The organism is Pseudomonas sp. App30 (genome assembly GCF_047947025.1).
Taxonomy (GTDB): domain Bacteria; phylum Pseudomonadota; class Gammaproteobacteria; order Pseudomonadales; family Pseudomonadaceae; genus Aquipseudomonas.
Genome location: NZ_CP133165.1, coordinates 5131784 through 5152262, shown reverse-complemented (window position 1 = coordinate 5152262; position 20479 = coordinate 5131784). Strand labels below are relative to the sequence as shown.

Below are 20479 nucleotides of genomic sequence, written 5' to 3'. Positions count from 1 at the left end.
CCTTGATCAGGCTTTTTTCTGGTGTTGAGCCAGGGCCGCCTTGACGAAGCCACTGAACAGCGGGTGGCCGTCACGTGGGGTCGAGGTGAACTCGGGGTGGAACTGGCAGGCCACGAACCATGGGTGGTCCTTGGCTTCAACCACTTCAACCAGGGCGCCGTCGCCGGAACGACCGGAGACTACCAGGCCCGCGTCGATCAGCTGCGGCAGCAGGTTGTTGTTGACCTCGTAGCGGTGACGGTGACGCTCCACGATCACTTCGTTGGCGTAGCAGTCGAACACCTTGGAGCCCTTGGCCAGCTGGCACTCCTGGGCGCCCAGGCGCATGGTGCCGCCCAGGTCCGAGGCTTCGGTACGGGTCTCGACCGCGCCGGTGGCGTCTTCCCACTCGGTGATCAGGCCCACGACCGGGTGGCCGCTGGTGCGGTCGAACTCGGTGGAGTTGGCGTCTTTCCAGCCCATGACGTTACGAGCGAACTCGATGACCGCCACTTGCATGCCCAGGCAGATACCCAGGTACGGGACCTTGTTCTCGCGAGCGTATTGCACCGCGGTGATCTTGCCTTCCACGCCGCGCAGACCGAAGCCGCCCGGTACCAGGATGGCGTCGGCGCCTTCCAGCAGGCCGGTGCCCTGGTTCTCGATGTCTTCGGAGTCGATGTAGCGCAGGTTGACCTTGGTACGGTTGCTGATGCCCGCGTGGCTCATCGCTTCGATCAGCGACTTGTACGCGTCCAGCAGTTCCATGTACTTGCCGACCATGGCGATGGTGACTTCGTGCTCCGGGTTCAGCTTGGCATCGACGACCTTGTCCCACTCGGACAGGTCGGCGCCACCGCACTGCAGGCCGAAGCGCTCGACGACGAAATCGTCCAGGCCCTGGGAGTGCAGGATGCCCGGGATCTTGTAGATGGTGTCGGCGTCTTCCAGCGAGATCACCGCACGTTCTTCAACGTTGGTGAACTGGGCGATCTTGCGGCGCGAGGACACGTCGATCGGGTGGTCGGAACGGCACACCAGCACGTCAGGCTGCAGGCCGATGGAGCGCAGCTCCTTCACCGAGTGCTGGGTAGGCTTGGTCTTGGTCTCGCCAGCGGTGGCGATGTACGGAACCAGCGTCAGGTGCATCAGCATCGCGCGCTTGTTGCCCACTTCGAAGCGCAGCTGGCGGATGGCTTCCAGGAACGGTTGCGACTCGATGTCACCCACGGTGCCACCGATCTCGACCATGGCCACGTCGGCATCGCCGGCGCCCTTGATGATGCGGCGCTTGATTTCGTCGGTGATGTGCGGGATCACCTGGATGGTGGCGCCCAGGTAGTCACCACGGCGCTCCTTGCGCAGCACGTGCTCGTACACGCGGCCGGTGGTGAAGTTGTTGTTCTGGGTCATGGTCGTGCGGATGAACCGCTCGTAGTGGCCCAGGTCGAGGTCGGTCTCGGCACCGTCGTGGGTCACGAAGACTTCACCGTGCTGGAACGGGCTCATGGTGCCCGGGTCGACGTTGATGTACGGGTCCAGCTTCAGCATGGTGACCTTAAGTCCCCGCGCCTCCAGGATGGCCGCCAAAGATGCCGAAGCAATGCCTTTCCCCAATGAAGAAACAACACCGCCCGTGACGAAGATGTAGCGCGTCATGAAAAACCCTAGAAGTCTGCGTTAAAGCGGTCAGAGCCGCCGGGGAAAGCGAAGGAAGGCCGAAGCCCCCGATGGCCAAAAACAGTTTGGCAATCGGCAACTGCCGTGTTTGCTGAGCAAGCACAGAAGTTGTATCAAGAAGGGAGCGTAGTCTACCGGAAACAGCCTTTCATCTCAAACGTTGTGCGTTCGTCGGTGGCAGCCAGTGCAAAACCGCGCCCTGCCCCGGGCCCAACGGCAGGTTGGCGACAGCCTGCAATTGGCCGTCGACGAACAGCAGCGGCAAGCGCCCGCGCACGAACGGCGGCAGGCCCGATTCGTTGAGCAGGCGCTTCAGGTCGCGGTGGCCGCGCCCCTCTATCTGGAGCATTTCGCCGCCCTGGCGGTAGCGAACCTGCACCCTGCCCTGCGGCGCCAGGCCGCACATCCGTACCTGGCCATTGTCGGGCAACGGCAAGGGCGCGACGGGGTCTGCCCACTCGGCGACGCCTTGGGGCGCCTGCAACCAGTCGTCGGCCAGCCACCACAAGCGACCGGCCGCGCGCTGCAGGTTGCCATCGGCCAGTGCCCACACCGGGGTGGCGGCCGGCGCGGCGTCACGCAGGTCCTGCCAGCCTGCCCAATGTTGCGCGTCGGGCAGGCGCGTCAGCGGCGCCAACCAATGCTGCAGGGCGTTGCGCTGGCGGGCGTCGGACAATGCCTGCAACGCGCCCAGATCCAGCGACGGCAACGTCAGCCAGGGGAACGGCGATGGCGTGCTGGCCACCCGCAGGTCCTGCTCCGCCAACTCGGCCAGCAAGCCCTGGGCTTCGGCCAGATGGCTGGCGGTGCGGGCGAAGGTCTGGGCGAACTGCGGCCAGCGCCGGGCGATCACCGGCAGCACGTCGTTGCGCAGGTAGTTGCGCGAGAAACGCGTGTCAGTGTTCGAGGGGTCTTCCACCCAGGCCAGCCGATGGCTGTTGGCATACTGCTCAAGCTGGGCACGGGAAACGTCGAGCAGCGGGCGCAGCAGCCACCCCTGCCCCAGCGCACGCTCGGCCGCCATGCCGGCCAGGCCGCGTACGCCAGTGCCGCGCAGCAGGCGGAACAGCAGGGTCTCGGCCTGGTCGTCACGGTGCTGGCCCGTCAGCAGCACCTCACCCGGCCCCACTGCCTGCTCGAACGCCCGGTAGCGCGCCTCGCGGGCGGCCGCCTCCAGGCTGGCGCCAGGCGTCACCTGCACGTGCACCACGGTCAAGGGCACGCCCAGGCTGTCGCACAGTTGCTGGCAATGCTGCGGCCACGCGTCGGCCGCGGCCTGAAGGCCGTGATGGACGTGAATGGCGTGCAAGGGAGGCAGGGTTTCGGTGCGGGCCAGGGTGGCCAGCTGGTGCAGCAGGACGGTGGAGTCAAGGCCGCCGGAGAGGGCGATGTGCCAGCGTGGGGCGGTGCGCCATGAAGTCAGAAGCGGAAACATGGCAGGCTCCTTTTTGGGGTGCTCCTGACGCGGCCTGCGGCCGCTGCTACGGGTGTAGCAGCGGCCGCAGGCCGCGTCCGGAGCGCCGCGAAGCCGTGGCTTACAGGCCGTAGCTCATCAGGCGGTCATAGCGGCGCTTGAGCAGCGCGTCCATGTCCAGGCCCTTGAGCATGGCCAGCTGCGAGCTCAGCTCCTTGCGGATCAGTGCCGAAGCAGCAGCCGGGTCGCGGTGGGCGCCGCCCAGCGGCTCCTGGATCACCTTGTCGACGATACCCAGGCCTTTCAGGCGCTCGGCCGTGATACCCATGGCCTCGGCGGCGTCCGGGGCCTTCTCTGCGGTCTTCCACAGAATGGAAGCGCAGCCTTCAGGCGAGATCACCGCGTAGGTGGAGTATTGCAGCATGTTCAGCTGGTCGCACACGCCAATGGCCAGTGCACCGCCCGAACCACCTTCGCCGATCACGGTGGCGATGATCGGGGTTTTCAGGCGCGCCATGACACGCAGGTTCCAGGCGATGGCTTCGCTCTGGTTACGCTCTTCGGCGTCGATGCCCGGGTAGGCGCCCGGGGTGTCGATGAAGGTCAGGATCGGCATCTTGAAGCGCTCGGCCATTTCCATCAGGCGGCAGGCCTTGCGGTAGCCTTCAGGGCGCGGCATGCCGAAGTTGCGACGCACTTTCTCGCGCACTTCACGGCCTTTCTGGTGACCGATGACCATCACTGGCTGGTCGTCCAGGCGGGCGATACCACCGACGATGGCGGCGTCGTCGGAGAAATGACGGTCGCCGTGCAGCTCATCGAACTCGGTGAAGATGTGCTGGATGTAGTCCAGGGTGTACGGACGGCGCGGGTGGCGCGCCATGCGTGCGATCTGCCAGCTGGTCAGGTTGCCGAAAATGCTTTCGGTCAGGGTGCTGCTCTTGTCTTGCAGGCGCGAGATCTCATCGCTGATGTTCAGCGAATTGTCATTGCCGACCAGGCGCAGCTCTTCAATCTTGGCTTGCAGGTCAGCGATCGGCTGTTCGAAATCAAGAAAATTCGGGTTCATAGGCATCCGTCTTGGGTCGACGGCCAAGCGGCCGGCCGGTTGATCCGTTAAGCGCCCTACCATACGGGAAAGGGCGCATTGAGGTCGAGTTTAACGATCTGGGTCGAGTCTAGTCACCTTTGACAGGCTCAACGATATTGCAGGAAGACGTTCTCACGCCCGAACTGGTCACGCAGCGCTTGAATCAAACCATCACCGGGATCGATTCGGTAGTCCTCGCCGAACTGCAACAGCGCCTTGGCGTCGGGGCCGGTGTACTCCATGGTGATCGGGCAGGCGCCGCGGTGGCGCTTGCACAGCTCGCCCAACCAGCCCAGGCGGTCGCCCTTCAGGGCGTCGGCGTGCACCTTCAGGCGCAGGCTCTCGGCCAGGTTGGTGCGGGCGTCTTCCATGGTCATCACGCGGTTGACCCGCAGGCGCAGGCCGCCGGAGAAGTCATCGTTGCTGACCTCGCCTTCCACCACCACCATGGCGTCGGTCTGCAGCAGCGACTGCGCTGCCATGAAGGCGTCGGCGAACAGCGAGGCCTCGATACGCGCCGAGCGGTCGTCGAGGGTGATGAAGCCCATCTTGTCGCCCTTCTTGTTCTTCATCACCCGCAGGTTGATGACCATGCCCGCCACCGTCTGGGTGCCACGGGCCGGCTTCAGGTCGATAATGCGCTGGCGGGCGAAGCGGCGAATCTCGCCTTCGTACTCGTCGATCGGGTGACCGGTGAGGTACAGGCCCAGGGTTTCCTTTTCACCGCGCAGACGCTCCTTGAGGGTCAGCTCCTTGGCCTTGCGGTGGCTGGCGTAGACGTCGGCGTCTTCCTCCACGAACAGGCCGCCGAACAGGTCGCTGTGGCCGCTGTCATGGGTGCGCGCGGTCTGCTCGGCCGCCTTGATCGCCTCTTCCATGGCCGCCAGCAGCACCGCGCGGTTGCGGTCGATGTTGGCCAGGTACGCCTTGCTCTCGTCGTGGAAGAACGGCCCCAGGCGGTCCAGCGCGCCACTGCGGATCAGGCCATCGAGGGTGCGCTTGTTCACGCGCTTGAGGTCGATGCGCTCGCAGAAGTCGAACAGGTCCTTGAACGGGCCGGCCTGGCGGGCCTCGGTGATGGCCTCCACCGGCCCCTCGCCCACGCCCTTGATGGCACCCAGGCCATAGATGATGCGGCCTTCGTCGTTCACCGTGAACTTGAACTCCGAGGCGTTCACGTCCGGCGCATCGAGGCGCAGTTTCATGGTGCGCACTTCCTCGATCAAGGTCACGACCTTGTCGGTGTTGTGCATGTCCGCCGACAGTACCGCGGCCATGAACGGCGCCGGGTAGTGGGCTTTCAGCCAGGCGGTCTGGTACGACACCAGGCCGTAGGCGGCGGAGTGGGATTTGTTGAAGCCGTAGCCGGCGAACTTTTCCACCAGGTCGAAGATGTTGCCCGCCAGGTCCGCATCGATGTTGTTGTTGGCACAACCTTCGATGAAGCCACCGCGCTGCTTGGCCATTTCCTCGGGCTTTTTCTTACCCATGGCCCGGCGCAGCATGTCCGCGCCACCCAGGGTGTAGCCCGCCATCACCTGGGCGATCTGCATCACCTGTTCCTGGTACAGGATGATGCCGTAGGTAGGCGCCAGTACCGGCTTGAGGCCTTCGTACTGGTAGTCGGGGTGCGGGTAGGCCAGCTCGGCGCGGCCGTGCTTGCGGTTGATGAAGTCGTCCACCATGCCCGATTGCAGCGGGCCCGGACGGAACAGGGCCACCAGTGCGATCAAGTCTTCCAGGCAGTCGGGCTTGAGTTTCTTGATCAGCTCCTTCATGCCGCGCGATTCAAGCTGGAACACCGCGGTGGTCTCGGCTTTCTGCAGCAGGCTGTAGGTGGGCTTGTCGTCCAGCGGGATGAAGGCGATGTCCAGCGGCTCTTCGCCGACCTTGGCGCGGTCGCGGTTGATGGTCTTCAGGGCCCAGTCGATGATCGTCAGGGTACGCAGGCCGAGGAAGTCGAACTTCACCAGGCCGGCCGCCTCCACGTCGTCCTTGTCGAACTGGGTCACCAGGCCGTCGCCGGCCTCGTCGCAGTAAATGGGCGAGAAGTCGGTGAGCTTGGTCGGGGCGATGACCACGCCACCGGCGTGCTTGCCGACGTTACGGGTAATACCTTCGAGCTTGCGCGCCATCTCCCAGATTTCGCCGGCTTCCTCGTCGGTCTTGAGGAAGTCGCGCAGGATCTCTTCCTGCTCGTAGGCCTTCTCCAGGGTCATGCCCACTTCGAAGGGGATCATCTTCGACAAGCGGTCGGCCAGGCCATAGGACTTGCCCTGCACCCGCGCCACGTCACGGACCACCGCCTTGGCAGCCATGGAACCGAAGGTAATGATCTGGCTCACGGCGTTGCGGCCGTATTTCTCGGCCACGTAGTCGATCACCCGGTCGCGGCCGTCCATGCAGAAGTCGACGTCGAAGTCGGGCATGGAGACCCGTTCCGGGTTGAGGAAACGTTCGAACAGCAGGTCATATTCCAGCGGGTCGAGGTCGGTGATCTTCTGCACGTAGGCCACCAGGGAGCCGGCGCCCGAACCCCGGCCAGGGCCTACCGGCACGCCGTTGCTCTTGGCCCACTGGATGAAGTCCATCACGATCAGGAAGTAACCGGGGAAGCCCATCTGGATGATGATATCCAGCTCGAAGTTCAGCCGGTCCACGTAGACCTGGCGCTTGGCCTCGTAGTCCTCGGTGGTGTCGCGTGGCAGCAGCACCGCCAGGCGTTCTTCCAGGCCGTCGAACGACACCTTGCGGAAGTATTCGTCGATGGTCATGCCATCGGGAATCGGGTAGTCGGGCAGGAAGTGCTTGCCCAGCTTGACGTCGATGTTGCAACGCTTGGCGATCTCGACGGTGTTTTCCAGCGCCTCGGGCAGGTCGCTGAACAGCGCGTGCATTTCCTCGGCGCTTTTCAGGTACTGCTGGTCGCTGTAGTTCTTGTTGCGGCGCGGGTCATCCAGGGCCCGGCCTTCGCCGATGCACACACGGGTCTCGTGGGCCTCGAAGTCTTCCTGGCGGATGAAGCGCACGTCGTTGGTGGCCACCAGCGGCGCGCCGAACTTGTCGGCCAGGGCCACGGCGGCGTGCAGGTACTCTTCGTCGTTGGTGCGGTTGGTGCGCTGCACTTCCACGTAGAAGCGGTCGGGGAACACCGTCATCCACTCCTGCAGCAGCGCCTCGGCGTCCAGCGGGTTGCCGCCCAGCAGCGCCATGCCGATCTCACCTTCCTTGGCCGCGGACAGGCAGATCACGCCCTCGCTGGCCTCGGCCACCCACTCGCGCTCGATGATCACCTGGCCATTGCGTTGGCCGTCGATGAAACCGCGGGAGATCAGTTCGGTGATGTTGCGGTAGCCCAGGGCGTTCATCGCCAGCAGGCTGATGCGGCTCAGCGGGCCGTCGGGATCCTTGTTGGCCAACCACAGGTCGGCGCCGCAGATCGGCTTGATGCCGCCGCCCATAGCCGTCTTGTAGAACTTGACCAGCGAACACATGTTGTTCTGGTCGGTCACCGCCACTGCGGGCATGTTCATGCCGGCCAGGGCCTTGACCAGTGGCTTGATGCGCACCAGGCCGTCGACCAGGGAATATTCGGTGTGCAGGCGAAGATGAACGAAAGAAACCGACATGGTGATCCTATAGGTGCACAAAACAACAAAGCCCGGATTGTACCGGGCCTTGATCAAAACATCAGCCAGCTCAGCTCAGCGACATGTCCGGGTCCAGCAACGCCCGCGCTTCATACGCCTGGCGCACCGGCGCGAACGAACGACGGTGGATAGGCGTAGGCCCCAGGCGGGCCAGCGCTTCCAGGTGCACGGGCGTGGGGTAGCCCTTGTGCCCGCCGATGCCGTAGCCGGGGTAGATCAGCTCGAACGCGGCCATTTCCCGGTCACGGCTGACCTTGGCCAGGATGGAGGCGGCGGCAATCGCCGGCACCTTGGCGTCGCCCTGCACCACCGGGGCGCTGGGCACCGCCAGTTTCGGGCAGCGGTTGCCGTCGATCAGCGCGAGCTTGGGGGTGATGTGCAGGCCTTCCACCGCGCGCTGCATGGCCAGCATGGTGGCGTGGAGGATGTTCAGCTCGTCGATTTCCTCGACCTCGGCGCGGGCGATGTGCCAGCTCAGGGCCTTTTCACAGATCTCGTCGAACAGCTTCTCGCGCTTGGCCTCGGTCAGCTTCTTGGAATCGTTGAGCCCCAGGATCGGCCGGTCCGGGTCGAGGATCACCGCCGCGGTGACCACGGCGCCGCACAGCGGGCCACGGCCCACTTCGTCGACGCCAGCCACCAGGTCTTCGACCAGGGTGTAGTCCAGGCCCATTTGCATTTGTGAGGTCATTGTTTCGCCAGCAGTGCCAGCACGCCTTCCGCGGCCTGGTTGGAGGCATCGCGGCGCAGGGTGCGGTGAATGTCGTCGAAGCCTTGGGTCTGCGCCTGGCCGTTGTCCAGCAAGGGTAGCAGCGTTTGCACCAGGGCTTCGGGGGTGGCGGCGTCCTGCAGCAACTCGGGCACCAGCATGCGCTGGGCCAGCAGGTTGGGCAGCGACACGTACGGGCTTTTCACCATACGCTTGAGAATCCAGTAGCTGAGCCCCGCCAGGCGGTACGCCACTACCATCGGGCGCTTGTACAGCAACGCCTCCAGGGTAGCGGTGCCAGAGGCGATCAGCACCGCGTCGCAGGCCGCCAGGGCGCGATGGGACTGGCCATCGAGCAGGGTCAGCGGCAGGTCGCGGCCCACCAGCATGGCCTCGATCTGTGCCCGGCGCGCGGCGTTGGCGCACGGCAGCACGAAGCGCAGGCCTGGGCGCTGGGCCAGCAGGCGCTGGGCGGCGTCGAGGAACAGCTCGCCCAGGCGCCCTACTTCGCCGCCACGGCTGCCCGGCATCAGCGCCACCACTTGGCCGTCCAGGGGCAGGCCGATCTCGGCGCGCGCCTGGGCACGGTCAGCCTGCAGCGGGATGGTGTCGGCCAACGAGTGGCCGACGAACCGCACCGGCACGCCCTTCTCTTCGTAGAATTTCGCTTCGAAGGGGAACAGGGTCAGCATCAGGTCGCAGCCTTCGCGGATCTTCAGCACGCGCTTCTGCCGCCATGCCCACACGGACGGGCTGACGTAGTGCACGGTCTTGATCCCGGCCTGACGCAACTTGAGTTCGATGTTGAGGGTGAAATCGGGCGCATCGATGCCGATGAACACGTCGGGCTTGCGCTCGATCAAGGTCTGGATCAGCAGCTTGCGCCGGGCCAGCAGCTCGCGCAGGCGCCCCAGCACTTCCACCAGGCCCATCACGGCCAGGCGCTCCATGGGGAACTCGGACACCAGGCCCTGGGCTTCCATGAGCGGGCCGCCCACGCCCATGAATTCGATGTCCGGGTGGCGCGCCTTGAGGGCCTGCATCAGCCCGGCGCCAAGGATATCGCCACTGGCCTCGCCCGCCACCAGGGCGACGCGCAGCTTGCCTGGCAACGGCATCAGCGGGTGATGCCGCGGGTCGAGTTCTGGATGGAGCGCAGGAACACGTCCACCTCAGGGTACTGGGCAGCCGGCTCGGCCAGCTCGGCGATCGCCTGGTCGACGGTCAGGCCCTGGCGGTAGACCACCTTGTAGGCGCGGCGCAGGGCATGGATGGCGTCATCGCTAAAGCCACGACGGCGCATGCCTTCGAAGTTCATGCTGCGCGCCTCGGCCGGGTTGCCGAACACCGTGACGTAGGCAGGCACGTCCTTGCCAATGGCGGTGCCCATGCCGGAGAAGCTGTGGGCGCCGATGTGGCAGTACTGGTGCACCAGGGTGAAACCGGACAGGATCGCCCAGTCGTCCATGTGCACATGGCCCGCCAACGCAGTGTTGTTGACCAGGATGCAGTGGTTGCCGATCACGCAGTCGTGGCCGATGTGGGCATAGGCCATGACCAGGTTGTGGTCGCCCAGGGTGGTTTCCGCGCGGTCCTGGACGGTGCCGCGGTGGATGGTCACGCCTTCGCGGATCACGTTGTGGTCACCGATGACCAGGCGCGTGTCTTCGCCCTTGTACTTGAGGTCAGGGGTGTCTTCGCCTACCGAGGAAAACTGGTAGATGCGGTTGTGCTTACCGATTTTGGTCGGCCCCTTGAGAATCACGTGGGGGCCGATGACGGTCCCCTCGCCGATTTCAACGCCAGCGCCGATGATCGACCAAGGGCCGACCTCGACGCCGTCCGCCAGAATGGCAGACGGGTCGATGATGGCGCGAGGGTCAATCAAACTCATAGCTTGCGTTCCGCACAAATGATTTCGGCCGAGCACACCGGCTTGCCGTCAACGGAGGCCTGGCACTCGAATTTCCAGATCTGGCGCTTGCAGCTGATGAACTTGGCTTCCAGGATCAACTGGTCGCCCGGCAGCACCGGCTGGCGGAAACGCAGTTTGTCGGAACCCACGAAGTAGTACAGGGTACCGTCGGCCGGTTTCACGTCCAGCATCTTGAAACCAAGAATACCAGCTGCCTGGGCCATTGCCTCGATGATCAGCACGCCCGGCATGATCGGGTGCTGCGGGAAGTGGCCGTTGAAGAATGGCTCGTTGATGCTGACATTCTTGTAGGCGCGAATGCGCTGTGCCTCGACGTCCAGCTCCACTACACGGTCCACCAGCAGGAACGGGTAACGGTGAGGCAGGTATTCGCGAATCTCGTTGATGTCCATCATTTCGGGGGGAAGCCTGTATAAAAGATAGGGAGCGCGCGACTGACGCGCAGCACTCCTATTGCAAATCAAGGAGGCAGTTTAGCGGCTGTGCACACTTGATATGGAATTGGTATCAGCCATCAGATGATGCTTTGTCGTCCGGGGTCACGGCTTCGACACGCTTTTCTACCTGTTTGAGACGACGGAACATGTCATCTATCTGGCGCAGGCGTGCCGCGCTCTTGCGCCACTCGCCCGCTGGCTGCATCGCCGTGCCCGAGGAATAGGCCCCTGGCTCGGTGATGGAATGGGTGACCATGGTCATGCCGGTGATGAAGACACCGTCACAGATATCGATATGGCCCACCAGGCCCACGCCGCCGGCCAGCATGCAATTCTTGCCGATCTTGGTGCTGCCGGAGATGCCGACGCACGCCGCCATGGCGGTGTTGTCGCCGATCTGCACGTTGTGGGCGATCTGAATCTGGTTGTCGAGCTTGACGCCGTTGCCAATCACCGTGTCAGCCAGCGCGCCGCGGTCTACCGCAGTGTTCACGCCAATTTCCACGTCGTCGCCGATGCTGACGCCGCCCACCTGGGCAATCTTGTTCCACACGCCCTTTTCGTTGGCGAAGCCGAAGCCCTCGCCGCCCAGCACCGCGCCGGACTGGATGACCACGCGCTTGCCGATGCGCACGTCGTGGTACAGGGTGACGCGTGGGGCCAGCCAGCCGCCTTCGCCGACCACGCAACGCGCGCCGATGAAGCAGTGGGCGCCCACGGTGGTGCCGGCGCCAATCTGCGCGCCGCTTTCAATCACCGCGAACGCGCCGATGCTGGCAGTGGGGTCCACCACCGCGTCGGCCGCCACCACGGCGCTGGCATGAATGCCGGCCGCTGCCTTGGGCTTGGGGTCGAACAGGTGGGAAACACGGGCGTAGGCCAGGTACGGGTCGGCCACCACCAGCGCAGCGCCGGCGTAGCCTTCGGCGTCCGCCGCCTTGAGCAGCACGGCCGCAGCGGTGCAGTCAGGCAGGAACTTGCGGTACTGGGGGTTTGCCAGGAAGCTCAACTGACCAGGGCCGGCCTCTTGCAAAGTGGCCAGCCCGGTAATTTCGGTATCCTCGCTGCCCCGCAGGGTCGCACCGAGGAACTCGGCCAATTGGCCGAGCTTCAGGGTCACAGTCATATCAGCGCGCTTTGTTCATGCGCTCGATGACTTGGCGAGTGATGTCGTATTGAGGTTTGACATCGATCACAGCGCCACGCTCGAGTACCAGGTCAAAGCCGCCGTTCTTGATGACTTCTTCAACAGCGCCATCCAGCTTCGGCTTCAGCTGCTTGAGCATGTCGCGGTCGGCGTTGGCCTTGGCTTCGTTCAGCTCCTTGGACTGGAACTGGAAGTCGCGGGCTTTCTGCTTGAAGTCCAGCTCCAGCTTTTCGCGGTCACCTTGTGGCAGCTTGTCGCCACCGTTCACCAGGCGGTCCTGGATACCCTTGGCGCTGCTTTCCAGGGCCTTGAGCTTGGTCAGTTGCGGGCCGAACTTCTTCTCGGCATCCACGGCGTACTGCTTGGCCGCGTCAGACTCCAGCAGGGCCATCTGATAGTTCAGCACGGCAATTTTCATGTCGGCAAACGCTGGGGTAGCGGTAGCGGCCAGGGTGGCTGCCAGAAGAACCATTTGTGTCAACTTGCGCACGGTGCACTCCTACGGAAACTGTGGTTGGGCAGACCTTAGAAGGTCTGGCCCAGGGAGAATTGGAAGATCTGGGTTTCAGAGTAATCAGGCTTCTTGATCGGCGTGGCCAGGCTGAAGCTCAGAGGACCCAGTGCGGTGACCCAGGTCACGCCCAGACCGACGGAGGCGGCCATCTGCGAGAAGTCGACGCTTTCGCAGTACTTGGAGCTTGCCGAGCAGTTGGTGTCGAAGGTGCTACCCATGTCCAGGAACAGCGAAGTACGCAGCGAACGCTGGTCCTTCACGAACGGCATCGGGAACAGCACTTCGGCACCGCCGGTGATCAGCACGTTACCACCGAAGGCCTGAGGGCTTTGATCCGGGTCGGCAGTCGTGCCGTTTGCCCCGGTACTCGGTGTGCTTCGCGGGCCCAGAGTGCTGTCCTTGAAGCCACGTACCGAGTTGAAACCACCGGCATAGTAGTTCTCGTAGAACGGCAGGCCTGAGGTAGAGCCAAAGCCATCACCATAACCCAGCTCCGAGTGCAGGCGCAGGGTATAGGTGTCGGTAATCGGTGCGAACAACTGCCCACGGTAGTCGATTTTGTAGAACGACAGGTCGCTGCCAGGCGTGGTGGTTTCGAACGTCAGGCTCTGCGAATGACCACGGGTCGGCAGGGTGCCCTTGTTCAGGGTCGAATCGGACCAGCCCACGGACGCCTTCAGGTTAGTGAAGCTACTGCCTTCTCTCTTGATGAAGTCGAAGATCTCGTCAACGGTGTAGGTACCGGTGCTGATGCTATCGCGTTGCAGCGTCAGGCCGTAGGTCAGGCGAGAGGTCTCGCTGATCGGGTAGCCGAAGGTCATGCCAACGCCGTAGCTGTCAACCGAGTAGCTGGCGATATCGACGTCGAGGTCGCTGTAGTCGGTCTTGCGGTAGAAGGCGTTGTAACCCAGGCTCACGCCGTCCGGCGTGAAGTACGGGTCGACGTAGCTGAAGTTGTAGCGGGTCTGGTACTCGGACTTGGTCAGGCCGATGGAGACCTTGTTACCGGTACCCAGGAAGTTGCTCTGGCTGATCGAGCCACCCAGGATCAGGCCGGCGCTCTGGGCGAAACCAACGCTGGCGGTGATCGAACCGGAAGCTTGTTCCTCTACCGAGTAGTTCACGTCAACCTGGTCGTCCACGCCCGGTACGGCCGGGGTCTCGACGTTGACTTCCTTGAAGTAGCCCAGGCGCTCCAGGCGGGTCTTGGACTGGTCGATCAGGTAGGTGGAAGCCCAACCGCCTTCCATCTGGCGCATTTCACGGCGCAGTACCTTGTCGTCGGTCTTGGTGTTGCCGCGGTAGTTGATGCGGTTCACGTAGGCACGCTTGCCCGGGTCGACCACGAAGGTGATATCCACGGTGTGGTCGTCGTCATGCGGGGTAGGCACGCCGTTGACGTTGGCAAAGGTGTAGCCGTCGTTGCCCAGGCGGCGGGTGATCAGCTCGCTGGTGGTGGTCATCAGCTTGCGCGAGAACACCTGGTCCTTCTGCACCAGCAGCAGCGCCTTGACCTGGTCTTCAGGCACTTTCAGGTCGCCGGAGAGCTTCACGTCACGAACGGTGTACTTCTGCCCTTCGTTGATGTTGACGGTGATGTAGACGCTCTTCTTGTCCGGGGTGATCGACACCTGGGTGGAAGCGATGTCCATGTTGATGTAGCCGCGGTCCAGGTAGTAGGAACGCAGGCGCTCAAGGTCGCCGGAGAGTTTTTCCCGGGCGTACTTGTCGTCGTTCTTGAAGAACGACAGCCAGTTGGTGGTCTTGAGCTGGAACTGATCGGTCAGTTCCTCTTCGGAGAACACCGTGTTGCCCACCACGTTGATGTGCTGGATGGCGGCGACGGTGCCTTCGTTGATCTTGATCTTCAGGCTGACGCGGTTACGCGGCTGCGGCACCACCTCGGCGTCGACGGTGGCCGTGTAGCGGCCCTGGGCGACGTACTGGCGTTGCAGCTCGTTGCGCACGCCTTCAAGGGTGGCACGCTGGAAGATCTCGCCCTCGGCAAGACCGGACTGCTTCAGGCCTTTCATCAGGTCTTCAGTGGAAATAGCCTTGTTGCCCTCGATCTCGATACTGGAGACCGACGGGCGTTCGACTACACTGATGACCAGGACGTTGCCGTCGCGGCCCAGCTGGATATCCTGAAAGAAACCGGTCTTGAACAGCGCGCGAGTGGAATCCACGAGGCGTCGATCATCCGCTTCGTCGCCAACGTTCAATGGCAAGGCACCAAACACGCTGCCGGCGGATACCCGCTGCAAGCCGTTGACACGAATATCAGTGATTTTGAAGGACTCGGCGTGAACTTCGGTGACCATCAATGCGGCAAGAACCGCAGTAAGCAGCAGACGTTTCATGAAGTCCTTTCTTATTCCAACTGGCAATAAGCAAACTGCCGCAAAGGCGGCAGGTTCGCAATTGAGCGAAGCTTTACAGTCGACCCAAATCGTTGATCAGGGCAAGCAACATCACCCCGACTACCAAACTGATACCGATCTGGATCCCCCAACCCTGTACCCGATCCGACACTGGGCGACCACGCACCCATTCGATCAGGTAGAACAGCAAGTGCCCCCCATCCAACACGGGGATGGGCAGCAAATTCAGAACCCCCAGGCTAATGCTCAGATAGGCGAGGAAATTCAGGAAATCCCCAACGCCCGACTGGGCTGAAGCGCCCGCCACTTTAGCAATGGTTATCGGTCCACTCAAGTTTTTTACCGAGAGCTCGCCGAAGAGCATTTTCTTTAGCGAATCAAGGGTCAGCACGCTCATGGTCCAGGTGCGCCGGGCGCCCTCGCCGATGGCGGCAAGCGGGCCGTAACTGACCTCGCGGGTCATTTCCGGCGGCCACTCCACAGCCTTCACCCCGGCACCCATGTAGCCCGCGGCAGCCTTGCCTTCGCCGCGGGTGGCCAGGGTCACCGGCACATCCAACAGCTGGCCATCACGCTGCACATGCAGGGTGATCTTGCCGTCGGGGCGCTGGCGCACCAGGTCCACGACCTGCTGCCAATCGCCCAGCGCCTGGCCATCCAGGGCCAGCAGGCGGTCGCCGGTTTTCAGACCAGCGGCCTGGGCCGGGCCCTTGGGATCCAGCTCAGCCAGCACCGGCTCCAGCGCCGGACGCCATGGGCGGATACCCAGGGAATGAATCGGGTCGGGCTCGTCGGTGCCCTGCAGCCAGTGGTCCAGCGCCAGGGTATGCGGCTCATCGGCCGTAGAGCCCTGGGGACGCACGTTGACCTGCAGCGAACCGCTCTCGCCCAGGCGACGGACCAGTTGCAGGTTGACCTGGGACCAGCCGCTGGTGGCTTCGCCATCTACTGAAACAATTTCACTGCCCGCGCTCAGGCCGGCCACTGCCGCGATACTGCCCGGCTCGACGGCACCGATCACCGGCTTGACCTGCTGGCTGCCTAGCATCGCCAGCACCCAGAAGAAGAAGATTGCCAACAGGAAGTTGGCCACGGGGCCGGCGGCGACGATGGCAATACGCTGGCCGACCTTCTTGCGGTTGAAGGCTTGGTCCAGCTGCTCGGCCGGCACCTCGCCCTCGCGTTCGTCGAGCATTTTCACGTAGCCACCCAACGGGATGGCTGCTACCACGTATTCGGTGCCCTGGCGGTCATGCCAACGCAACAGCGGCAGGCCGAAGCCCACGGAGAAACGCAGAACCTTGACACCACAGCGTCGCGCGACCCAGAAATGGCCGAATTCGTGAAAGGTAACCAGCACACCCAGCGCCACCAGGGTACCGACAATCATGTAGAGCGCACTCATAACTCTCTCCGAATTGCGTCGCGGCGCCAATCAGCCGGGGTGTGCATGCACACCGCGGCGATCAACGCCCGTGGCGATTCAACCATTGCCCCGCCAGCTCGCGGGCCCGGGCATCGGCGGCAAACACCGCGTCCAGCGCATCCAGGGCCACCACCGGCTCCTGCTCCAGCACATCCTCGATCATACGCGCGATCTCGGGATAACGGATGCGCCGCTCAAGAAATGCCGCCACCGCCACTTCGTTGGCAGCGTTGAGCATCGCCGGCGCGCCATTGCCGGCCTGGGCAGCCTGCCGCGCCAGGCGCAGGCAAGGGAAGCGCTGCTCGTCGGGGGCTTCGAAATCCAGCCGGCCGACGGCGAACAGGTCCAGCGGCGCAACCCCCGAATCCATGCGCGCCGGCCAGGCCAGCGCGTGGGCGATGGGGGTGCGCATGTCGGGGTTGCCCAACTGCGCCAGCACCGAGCCGTCGACATAATCGACCATGGAGTGAATCACACTTTGGCGATGCACCACCACCTCGACCTGCTCGGGCCGCGCGTCGAACAGCCAGCAGGCCTCGATCAGCTCCAGGCCCTTGTTCATCATGCTGGCCGAATCCACGGAGATCTTGCGCCCCATGGACCAGTTCGGGTGCGCGCAGGCCTGTTCGGGGGTCACGTGCTCGAGGTCGGCCAGCGGCGTCTCGCGGAACGGGCCGCCACTGGCGGTCAGCAGGATGCGGCGCACGCCGACATTGCCCAGGCCACGGCTGAAATCACCGGGCAGGCACTGGAAGATGGCGTTGTGCTCGCTGTCGATGGGCAGCAGCACTGCGCCGCTGCGGCGCACCGCCTGCATGAACAGCGCGCCGGACATCACCAGCGCCTCCTTGTTGGCCAGCAAGACCTTCTTGCCCGCCTCCACGGCCGCCAGCGTCGGGCGCAGGCCCGCGGCGCCGACAATGGCCGCCATCACCGCGTCCACGCGCGGGTCGGCAGCCACCTGGCACAGGCCCTGCTCGCCGATCAGTACCTGGGTCGCCAGCCCGGCGGCACGCAGCCCGGCCTCCAGCTGGCGCGCGCCCGCCTCGTCCGCCACCACGGCCACCTGGGGCTGGTGCTTGACGCACAACGCCAGCAGCTCCTGCAGGCGCGAATGGCCGGTGAGCGCGAACACCTGGTACAGGTCCGGGTGGCGCGCCACCACGTCCAGGGTGCTCAGGCCGATAGAGCCAGTGGCGCCGAGCACGGTAATCATCTGTGGCTTGTTCACAGGGGACTCCAGTTGGCAGCCCAGAGCAGCACGGCGAACACCGGCACCGCAGCGGTCAGGCTGTCGATGCGGTCCAGCACGCCGCCATGGCCCGGCAGCAGGTTGCTGCTGTCCTTGATACCGGCGCGGCGCTTGAACATGCTTTCGGTCAGGTCACCGACCACCGACAGCGCTACCACAATGGCCGCGCCAATCAGGCACAGCAGGGTTTCGCCGATGCCCCAGTGACGCACCTGGCCGACCACCAGAGTAATCAGCAGGCTCACCGCCATGCCACCGTAGAAGCCCGCCCAGCTCTTGCCGGGGCTGACCTGCGGGGCCAGCTTGGCCTTGCCGAACGCCCTGCCGGAGAAGTAGGCGCCAATGTCGGCAGCCCAGACCAGCACCATCACCGCCAGGATCAGCCAGTTGCCTTGGCCCTGGGCCTTGATCAGCACCAGGCCCTGCCAGGCGGGCAGCAGGATCAGCAGGCCGATCAGCAGCTTGCAGGCCACGCTGGCCCACTGCTCGCTGGTGCGCGGGAATGTCAGCACCAGGAACGTCGCCACGCCCCACCAGATAAGTGCAGCGGCCAGCACGAACGGCGCCAGCGCAGGCGACAGGTACAGGAAGAACAGGATGGCGGCCACCACGGCGGCAAAGCCCACCCGCGCACCCTGGGCCTCGAAACCTGCCAGTCGTGCCCATTCCCAGGCGCCCAGGGTCACTACCAGGCCGATGAACAGGGCAAAGCCCGCCCCTTCGAGCAGGAAGAAACCGCACAGGGCGATCGGCAGCAGGATCAGCGCTGTAATGATGCGTTGTTTAAGCATTAAGCACGGGCTCCGGCTTCGACCTGCTCGCTCGTCTTACCGAAGCGGCGCTGGCGCGAAGCGAAATCGGCCAGCGCAGTGCGCATGGCGTCGTGTTTGAAGTCCGGCCAGAACAGGTCGGAGAAATACAGCTCGGCGTAGGCCAGCTGCCAGAGCAGGAAGTTGCTGATGCGTCGCTCGCCGCCCGTGCGGATGCACAGGTCAGGCAACGGCAGGTCGCCGGTGGACAGGCAGGTCTGCAACAACCCGGGAGTAATGTCGTCCGGGCGCAGGTGCCCGGCCTGGACTTCGCGGGCCAGGCGCTGTGCGGCCTGGGCGATGTCCCACTGGCCGCCATAGTTGGCGGCGATCTGCAGCACGAAGCGGTCATTGCCGGCGGTCAACGCCTCCGCTTCACGCATGGCAGCCTGCAACTCAGGGTGAAAGCGCGAGCGATCACCGATGATCCGCAGGCTGATGCGGTTTTCATTCAGGCGCCGCGCTTCCCGGCGCAGGGCCGAGAAGAACAGTTCCATCAGGGCCCCGACCTCTTCGGCCGGCCGTTGCCAGTTCTCGCTGGAGAAGGCAAAGAGGGTCAGGACCTCGACCTTCGCCTCTGCGCACACCTCGATGACGGCACGAACGGCGTCCACGCCGGCCTTGTGCCCGGCGATACCGGGCAACAGGCGCTTCTTCGCCCAGCGATTATTCCCATCCATGATGATCGCAACGTGTCGCGGCACCGAAGACGGCGCAGTCTGCTTGGTCTTTTCCATGGAAACGCGCGGATCCTTCTTATACAGCCATCAAGTCGGCTTCTTTCTGCTTCACGGCCACTTCGATTTCGGCAACGAATTTGTCGGTCAGCTTCTGGACGTCATCGGCGGCACGACGTTCTTCGTCTTCGCTGATTTCCTTTTCCTTGACCAGGTCTTTCAGCTGGCCCAGGGCGTCACGACGGATGTTACGCACGGCAACACGACCATCTTCGGCCGCTTCACGGGCCTGCTTGGTGAAGCCCTTGCGGGTTTCTTCGGTCAGGGCCGGCATGGTGATCAGCAGCAGCTCACCCAGGTTGGTTGGGTTGAAGCCCAGGCCCGAGCTCTGGATGGCCTTGTCGACGGCGGCCAGCATGTTGCGCTCGAACGCCACGACCTGCAGGGTGCGCGAGTCTTTAACAGTGACGTTGGCCACCTGGTTCAGCGGGGTGTCAGCGCCGTAGTAAGGCACCATCACGCCGCCCAGGATGCTGGGGTGCGCCTGACCGGTACGGATGCGGCTGAACGCGTGGGCCAGCGATTCCAGGGATTTCTGCATGCGCTCTTGAGCGTCTTTCTTGATTTCGTTGATCATTCTTCGCCTTCCTCGATCAGAGTTCCTTCAGCGCCGCCCACTACGATATTCAGCAGAGCGCCTGGCTTGTTCATGTTAAACACCCGCAACGGCATGTTGTGGTCGCGGCACAGGCAGATGGCGGTCAGGTCCATCACACCCAGCTTGCGGTCCAGCACCTCATCGTACGTCAGGCGGTCAAATTTCTCAGCATGCGGATCCTTGAATGGATCGGCAGTGTACACACCATCCACCTTGGTTGCCTTCAACACCACGTCGGCACCGATTTCGATGGCGCGCAGGCACGCTGCGGAGTCGGTGGTGAAGAACGGGTTGCCGGTACCGGCAGCGAAGATCACCACGTCACCGGACTTGAGCAGGCGGTCGGCCTTGCGGCGGTCGTAGTGGTCGGTCACGCCAACCATGGTGATCGCCGACATGACGATGGCGGGGATGTTGGAGCGCTCCAGCGCATCGCGCATGGCCAGGGCGTTCATCACCGTGGCGAGCATGCCCATGTGGTCACCGGTAACGCGGTCCATGCCGGCTTCGCTCAGGGCGGCACCACGGAACAGGTTGCCGCCACCGATGACCAGGCCGACCTGCACGCCGATACCTACCAGCTGGCCAACTTCCAGGGCCATGCGGTCCAGCACCTTCGGGTCGATGCCGAAGTCTTCCGAGCCCATCAGGGCCTCGCCGCTAAGTTTGAGCAAAATGCGTTTATAGCGAGGTTGACGACCACTAACCTGCTGAGCCATT

The 20479-nt window shown here is 63.9% G+C and carries 17 protein-coding genes; all 17 read right to left on the bottom strand.

The annotated features are described in order from the left end of the window. Positions 1-6: 6 nt before the first annotated feature. The 17 genes from RAM80_RS23775 to pyrH all read right to left on the bottom strand — a co-directional run bounded on the left by RAM80_RS23775 (position 7) and on the right by pyrH (position 20478). Positions 7-1638, bottom strand: a complete 1632-nt coding sequence (locus tag RAM80_RS23775; protein WP_416422856.1) for a CTP synthase — start codon at positions 1636-1638, stop codon at positions 7-9. Positions 1639-1807: 169 nt separating this feature from the next. Next, entirely contained in the window at positions 1808-3094 is a 1287-nt protein-coding gene (tilS, locus tag RAM80_RS23770) for a tRNA lysidine(34) synthetase TilS (RefSeq protein ID WP_416422855.1), read from the bottom strand. A gap of 100 nt (positions 3095-3194) precedes the next feature. Then, the gene (locus RAM80_RS23765) at positions 3195-4142 is read right to left on the bottom strand and encodes an acetyl-CoA carboxylase carboxyltransferase subunit alpha (protein ID WP_416422854.1); all 948 of its coding nucleotides are present in this window, start codon (positions 4140-4142) and stop codon (positions 3195-3197) included. Between the two features lie 128 nt (positions 4143-4270). Beyond that, positions 4271-7792, bottom strand: a complete 3522-nt coding sequence (dnaE, locus tag RAM80_RS23760) for a DNA polymerase III subunit alpha (protein ID WP_416422853.1) — start codon at positions 7790-7792, stop codon at positions 4271-4273. Between the two features lie 70 nt (positions 7793-7862). After that, positions 7863-8492 carry a ribonuclease HII gene (rnhB, locus tag RAM80_RS23755; RefSeq protein ID WP_416427548.1) on the bottom strand — a complete coding sequence of 210 codons (630 nt, stop codon included), beginning with the start codon at positions 8490-8492 and terminating at the stop codon, positions 7863-7865. 8 nt (positions 8493-8500) lie between these two features. Continuing rightward, complete coding sequence (gene lpxB, locus RAM80_RS23750) at positions 8501-9634, bottom strand: lipid-A-disaccharide synthase (protein ID WP_416427547.1); 1134 nt, start codon at positions 9632-9634, stop codon at positions 8501-8503. Between the two features lie 5 nt (positions 9635-9639). Beyond that, on the bottom strand, positions 9640-10416 hold the full coding sequence (gene lpxA / locus RAM80_RS23745) for an acyl-ACP--UDP-N-acetylglucosamine O-acyltransferase (RefSeq protein ID WP_416422852.1): 777 nt from the start codon (positions 10414-10416) through the stop codon (positions 9640-9642). Continuing rightward, entirely contained in the window at positions 10413-10853 is a 441-nt protein-coding gene (gene fabZ, locus RAM80_RS23740) for a 3-hydroxyacyl-ACP dehydratase FabZ (protein WP_416422851.1), read from the bottom strand. The genes lpxA and fabZ overlap by 4 nt, the downstream gene beginning before the upstream one ends. A 112-nt stretch (positions 10854-10965) precedes the next feature. Further along, the gene (lpxD, locus tag RAM80_RS23735; RefSeq protein WP_416422850.1) at positions 10966-12021 is read right to left on the bottom strand and encodes a UDP-3-O-(3-hydroxymyristoyl)glucosamine N-acyltransferase; all 1056 of its coding nucleotides are present in this window, start codon (positions 12019-12021) and stop codon (positions 10966-10968) included. 1 nt (position 12022) lies between these two features. After that, complete coding sequence (locus RAM80_RS23730; RefSeq protein ID WP_416422849.1) at positions 12023-12532, bottom strand: OmpH family outer membrane protein; 510 nt, start codon at positions 12530-12532, stop codon at positions 12023-12025. 35 nt (positions 12533-12567) lie between these two features. Continuing rightward, positions 12568-14916: an outer membrane protein assembly factor BamA gene (gene bamA, locus RAM80_RS23725; RefSeq protein ID WP_416422848.1), complete on the bottom strand. Its 2349-nt coding sequence runs from the start codon at positions 14914-14916 to the stop codon at positions 12568-12570. A gap of 73 nt (positions 14917-14989) precedes the next feature. Beyond that, complete coding sequence (rseP, locus tag RAM80_RS23720; protein ID WP_416422847.1) at positions 14990-16342, bottom strand: sigma E protease regulator RseP; 1353 nt, start codon at positions 16340-16342, stop codon at positions 14990-14992. A gap of 61 nt (positions 16343-16403) precedes the next feature. After that, entirely contained in the window at positions 16404-17594 is a 1191-nt protein-coding gene (gene ispC / locus RAM80_RS23715) for a 1-deoxy-D-xylulose-5-phosphate reductoisomerase (RefSeq protein WP_416422846.1), read from the bottom strand. Continuing rightward, the gene (locus RAM80_RS23710) at positions 17591-18406 is read right to left on the bottom strand and encodes a phosphatidate cytidylyltransferase (protein WP_416422845.1); all 816 of its coding nucleotides are present in this window, start codon (positions 18404-18406) and stop codon (positions 17591-17593) included. Before RAM80_RS23710 ends, ispC begins: the two co-directional genes overlap by 4 nt. Then, positions 18406-19161 carry a polyprenyl diphosphate synthase gene (gene uppS / locus RAM80_RS23705; RefSeq protein WP_416422844.1) on the bottom strand — a complete coding sequence of 252 codons (756 nt, stop codon included), beginning with the start codon at positions 19159-19161 and terminating at the stop codon, positions 18406-18408. The genes RAM80_RS23710 and uppS overlap by 1 nt, the downstream gene beginning before the upstream one ends. Before the next feature lie 19 nt (positions 19162-19180). Continuing rightward, a complete protein-coding gene (frr, locus tag RAM80_RS23700) occupies positions 19181-19738 on the bottom strand; it encodes a ribosome recycling factor (RefSeq protein ID WP_416422843.1) in 558 nt (185 codons plus the stop codon). After that, positions 19735-20478, bottom strand: a complete 744-nt coding sequence (gene pyrH / locus RAM80_RS23695) for a UMP kinase (protein WP_008366369.1) — start codon at positions 20476-20478, stop codon at positions 19735-19737. Before pyrH ends, frr begins: the two co-directional genes overlap by 4 nt. Between the last annotated feature and the right edge of the window lies 1 nt (position 20479).